The sequence below is a fragment of the Bradyrhizobium sp. genome (assembly GCF_049581145.1).
GTDB lineage: Bacteria > Pseudomonadota > Alphaproteobacteria > Rhizobiales > Xanthobacteraceae > Bradyrhizobium.
On the sequence record NZ_JBAURI010000039.1, the window covers coordinates 1 to 5,170 of the forward strand.

At 62.3% G+C, this 5,170-nt stretch carries 7 protein-coding genes; all 7 read left to right on the forward strand.

Annotation, left to right across the window (positions count from 1 at the left end; translation table 11 throughout):
- Positions 1-951 (forward strand): cytochrome d ubiquinol oxidase subunit II (gene cydB / locus WCB02_RS01220; protein ID WP_423955452.1); only part of this gene is annotated, 951 nt, incomplete at its 5' end.
- 26 nt (positions 952-977) lie between these two features.
- Positions 978-1,370 carry a tautomerase family protein gene (locus WCB02_RS01225; protein ID WP_423955455.1) on the forward strand — a complete coding sequence of 131 codons (393 nt, stop codon included), beginning with the start codon at positions 978-980 and terminating at the stop codon, positions 1,368-1,370.
- A gap of 50 nt (positions 1,371-1,420) precedes the next feature.
- On the forward strand, positions 1,421-2,881 hold the full coding sequence (gene fumC / locus WCB02_RS01230) for a class II fumarate hydratase (RefSeq protein ID WP_423955457.1): 1,461 nt from the start codon (positions 1,421-1,423) through the stop codon (positions 2,879-2,881).
- Between the two features lie 125 nt (positions 2,882-3,006).
- The gene (locus tag WCB02_RS01235; RefSeq protein WP_423955459.1) at positions 3,007-3,819 is read left to right on the forward strand and encodes a type 1 glutamine amidotransferase domain-containing protein; all 813 of its coding nucleotides are present in this window, start codon (positions 3,007-3,009) and stop codon (positions 3,817-3,819) included.
- A gap of 94 nt (positions 3,820-3,913) precedes the next feature.
- Complete coding sequence (locus WCB02_RS01240) at positions 3,914-4,210, forward strand: putative quinol monooxygenase (protein ID WP_423955461.1); 297 nt, start codon at positions 3,914-3,916, stop codon at positions 4,208-4,210.
- A gap of 24 nt (positions 4,211-4,234) precedes the next feature.
- A complete protein-coding gene (locus WCB02_RS01245) occupies positions 4,235-4,699 on the forward strand; it encodes a (2Fe-2S)-binding protein (protein WP_423955465.1) in 465 nt (154 codons plus the stop codon).
- An 8-nt stretch (positions 4,700-4,707) separates the two neighbouring features.
- On the forward strand, positions 4,708-5,170 hold a 463-nt coding region (locus tag WCB02_RS01250; protein ID WP_423955467.1), incomplete at its 3' end, for a molybdopterin cofactor-binding domain-containing protein.

A 5,170-nucleotide genomic window follows, 5' to 3' on the forward strand; every position in this document is an offset into this window, starting at 1 on the left:
ATCTTCATCTACGTGACGCTCGATGGCTTCGATCTTGGCATCGGCATCCTGATGCCCTTGGCGCGAAACGAAACGCAACGGGACGGCATGTTTGCGGCGATCGCCCCGGTGTGGGACGGCAACGAGACCTGGCTCGTGCTGAACGCCACCATCCTGTTCGGAATCTTTCCGCTGACCTATTCGACGCTGCTCTCGGCATTCTATCTGCCGCTGATCTTCATGCTGGGCGCGTTGATCTTCCGCGGTGTTTCGTTCGAGTTTCGCAACAAGTCCCGGGAAACGCGCGACTTCTGGGACCATGGTTTCGTCATCGGGTCTTACGTCGCGACCTTCATCCAGGGAACCGCGGTCGGCGCGCTGGTGAGGGGACTGCCGATGGTCGGCCGCGACTATGTGGGCGGCGCATTCGGCTGGCTCTCGCCGTTCGCGCTGTTGTGCGGCGTCGGCCTATGCATCGGCTACGCGCTGATGGGTGCGGGATGGCTTACTTACAAGTCGCAGGCCGAAATCCGCGATCTCGCCTTCAGGCTGATCCCGAGGCTGATGGTCGCGCTCGCTATCTTCCTGGTTCTGATATTCGCCCTCTCGGCCACGAACAATCTCTGGGTCGTGCAACGCTGGGGCCAGATGCCGGCGCTGCTGGCGTTCCCGCTGCTCGGCGCGGTCGCATGCGCGGTCATGCTGTGGGCCGTGCGCACCCGTCGGGAGCTGCTGCCGTTCCTTTGCGCCATCGGGGTGTTTGCCGCGGCGATGGGGACGCTCGCGGCATCGTTCTACCCCTACATGATCCCGTTCGCGATCACGACGGTCCAGGCCGCGGCGCCGCTATCGACGCAATCGTTCATGTTCTGGGGAGTGGGCGTCTTCGTGCTGCCGCTGACCCTCGTCTACACCCTCGTCATCTACTTTGTCTTCAAGGGCAAAGTCGGTCTCGAGGAGCAGAGCTACTGAATCCAACGCTTGAGAAGGAGTCCATCATGCCGTTCGTCCGTATCGACACCCTCGCGGGACAATTTGACGTCCACCAACGCGCGATCATCAGCGACGTCCTTTACAGCGCGGTGCTCGGCATCGGCGCGCTGAAGGGCGATCGCTTCCAGATATTCGCCGAGCACGAGCTCGAGGATTTCGCGTTCGATCCCGGCTATCTCGGCATCCGGCGTACCGAGGGCTTTATCGCGATCCAGATCACCCTGGTAGAGGGGCGTACGCGGGCTCAGAAGAAGGACCTGTTCGCGGTGATCGCGGATTCCCTGCACGAGCGCGTCGGCATCCGCCGTGAAGACGTGTTCGTGAATCTGGTCGAGGTCGCCAAGGAGAACTGGTCGTTCGGCGGCGGCGTCGCGCAATATGCGGACGCCCACGCCTGAGCGTGCCGGCGAGTCTGGCACCTCAACATTGGGAAGAAAGCGTCGGAGTCATGGCCAAGCAGCAGAACGATCACCCGTCGATGCGGGACCTTGGCATCGGTCTCAATGCGTGCGGAATGCGCCGCGAGTTCGACAGCATGGGCGACGTGGAAGTGCCGGCGGATAAATATTGGGGCGCACAGACCCAGCGGTCGCTCCAGCATTTTTCGATAGGCAACGATCGCATGCCGAAGGCGATCTATCACGCCTATGGTATCGTCAAGAAAGCCGCGGCCCTGGTCAACGCCGAGGCCGGCCGGTTACCGCAATGGAAATGCGACGCGATCGTGCGCGCCGCCGACGAGGCGATTGCTGGCAAGCTCGACGAACATTTCCCGCTCTATGTCTGGCAGACCGGTTCGGGCACCCAGTCCAACATGAATTTGAACGAGGTGCTCTCCAACCGGGCAATCCAGTTGCTCGGCGGCACGCTGGGCAGCCAGCAGCCGATCGGCCCCAACGACGACGTCAATATGGGCCAATCGTCCAATGACAGTTTCCCGACCGCGATGCATATCGCGGCGATCTCGGTGATCGACAACAGGCTCGCGCCTGAGCTTTCAAAACTCTGCGAGACGATCGAACGGAAAGCCAAAGGGTGGATGGACGTCATCAAGGTCGGTCGCACCCATCTGGAAGACGCCACGCCGCTTTCGGTCGGTCAGGAATGGTCGGGATGGGCGGGACAACTCCGCGCCTGCCTTGCGGAAATCGAGCGTTCGCGCGATGGCCTCTATCCGCTCGCGCTCGGCGGTACGGCGGTCGGTACCGGGCTGAACGCGCCCAAGGGCTTTTCGGTGAAGGTCGCCGCCAAGATCGCGGAACTGAGCGGCAAGCCGTTCGTCACCGCGCCGAACAAGTTCATGGCGCAGGGCTCGCTGGATGCCATGGTACGCGCCTCCGCCGGGTTGCGCGGGGCTGCCGTGGCGCTGATGAAGATCGCAAACGACATGCGCTGGCTCGCCTCGGGCCCGCGCTGCGGCTTGGGCGAGTTGAAGCTGCCGGCCAATGAGCCTGGATCGTCCATCATGCCGGGCAAGGTGAATCCGACCCAGTGCGAAGCGATGGTGATGATTGCGATCCAGGTCATCGGCGACGATACCGCAACCGCGTTCTCCGGCAGCCAGGGCAATTTCGAACTCAATGCGATGCGCCCGATCATCATCAACAACTTCCTGCACTCGGCGACCATCCTTGCCGATGGTTGCGAGAAGTTTCGAACCTATTCGGTCGAGGGAACCGAACTCGATCGCGACAGGATCAAGGCGCATGTCGACAACACGCTGATGCTGGTGACGGCGTTGTCGCCGGTGATCGGCTATCAGAACGCCGCGCACATCGCCGAGGATGCTGATCGGACGAAATCGACGCTGCGCGCAGCAGCGCTCCGGTCGGGCCAGATCAGCGAAGCGCAATACGACAAGATCATCGTGCCCGGAAATATGGTCGGAGACGGCGTCGCCGGAGCATAGCGGGAGATTTACATCTCTTTACGGGTCTGCGCCGTCGAACTCCAATATCATGCAATGATCGGACGGGGTCGAAGATGCCCAGACCATATGAACCCAGCCCCAATCCAACGACAACAGGAGACGATATGAGCAAGGGAAAAGTTCTCGTTGTTGGCTCGAACGCCGACCGGATCGAGGTGGAGGGTGGCGGCTGGGGACCCACCGGAAACTACCTCAACGAAACTGTCGTTCCGATCATGTCCTTGATCGATGCCGGCTACGACATCGTGCTGGCGACGCCCGACGGCAACAAGATGCATCTCGATGCAGCCTCGGATTCGCTGGTGCATTTCGGCGGCGACAAGGCAGCCTACAACCGCGCCAAGGAATTTTGGAACAAGTCGCCCGTGATGAATCAAATCCGCGTCCTCAAGTCGGTGACGGACGAAGGGCTCGACGGTTACGCCGCGGTGTTCGTGCCGGGCGGACAGGCGCCGGTCATTGACCTGATGCAGGATCGGGAAATGGGCGTGGTGCTTCGCCACTTCCACGAGAAGTCGAAACCCACCGCGCTGCTCTGCCACGGACCGATTGCGCTGGTCTCGGCGCTGCCGCATTCGCGCGAGTTTCGCGCCGCGCTGATGGCGGGCGACGACGCCAAGGCCCGGGAGTGGGCCAAGGGCTGGCAATATGCCGGTTACAAGATGACGATCTTCTCGGCGTCCGAAGAGAAGTGGGTCGAGAAGGAGATCCTTCACGGCAAGATGTATTTCACCATGCCGCAGGCGCTCACGGCCGCCGGCGGCGATGTGTCCGCGGCCAAGGTCGATTTCGAGCCCAACGTGGTCGTCGATCGCGAACTCATCACCGGGCAGAACCCGCGTTCGGATCATCTGGTCGGATCGACACTGGTCGAGGCCCTGGGTCGCGCAGCCAAGAAGTCCAGCCAGGCGGCGTGAGCCTAAACCGGCAGTAAGGAGATCGGCGGTTTCAACGAGGCGATTCCGCCGGCCTTCATTCGACGAGCAGTTCGCAATCACAGGGGATCGCACCATGGCGACGGCGACGAAGACGACGGCCTTTCTCAAAGCCAGGCCAGGCAAGCTCGCCGAGCTGGAGAAGCTATTGCGTAACCTCGCGAGTGAGAGCCGATCCGAGCCGGGAAACCTGCGATGGGACCTCTGGCAGGACCTCGACGACGAGACGACCTTCGTCATCGATGAACTCTACAAGGATGTCGCCGCGATCCAGGCGCACCACGCGACGGCGCACTTCCGGAACTACGCCTCGAAGATCGGCGATCTGGCGACGCGAACCGCCGTCACGTCGCGTCCGCTGGATATCGCGTAGTTCGAGATCGATGGAGAGCGGCCGATGGCAACGACACTGACGATCAACGGCGAAGAGAAAGCGGTCGATGCGCCCGTAGACATGCCGCTGCTGTGGGTCCTGCGCGACATTCTCGGCATGACCGGGACCAAGTTCGGTTGCGGCATCGCGCAGTGCGGGGCGTGCACCGTCCATGTCGACGGCAAGGCGGTTCGCTCTTGCGTGCTGCCGATCGGCCTGTTGCAACATCGCGCGATCACCACGATCGAGGCCGTCGGCGCCACTGAAATTGGCGCCAACGTCCAGAAGGCCTGGCTCGATCTGGAAGTGGTGCAATGCGGTTATTGCCAATCCGGCCAGATCATGGCGGCCGCTGCCCTCTTGCTGGCGACGCCGGATCCTGACGATACGGATATCGATGCGGCGATGGCGGGAAACATCTGCCGCTGCGGCACCTACGTTCGCATTCGTGCCGCGATCAAGCAGGCTTCCACCGGCCAGAAATCGTGAGCAACAAGATGGCCGCTCAAGCTGACCTAGCCGTCGTCTCGCGCCGCGGGCTGCTGACGGGCGCATTGGCGACCGGCTTTGTGTTCGCCTTCCATCTTCCGGTCGGCGCCGCCAAGCCGGTGCAGGAAAAGGACGCTACGGACCAGAAGTTCGCGCCGAACGCGTTCATCCGCATCAGCGAGGTCGGCGAAATCACCTTGGTCATGCCTCAGGTCGAGATGGGGCAGGGCATCTACACGGGCATTGCGACCATCCTTGCCGAGGAACTCGATGCGGATCTTTCTCAAGTGCTCCTCGAGCACGCGCCGCCGGACGAGAAGCTCTATGCCAATCCGCTATTGGGTCTTCAGGCGACGGGCGGTTCGACTTCGGTTCGCGCGTTCTGGACGCCACTCAGAAAGGCCGGCGCGACGGCGCGCGCCATCCTGATCAAGGCCGCTGCCGATCAATGGCAGGTCGCCCCCGAAAGCT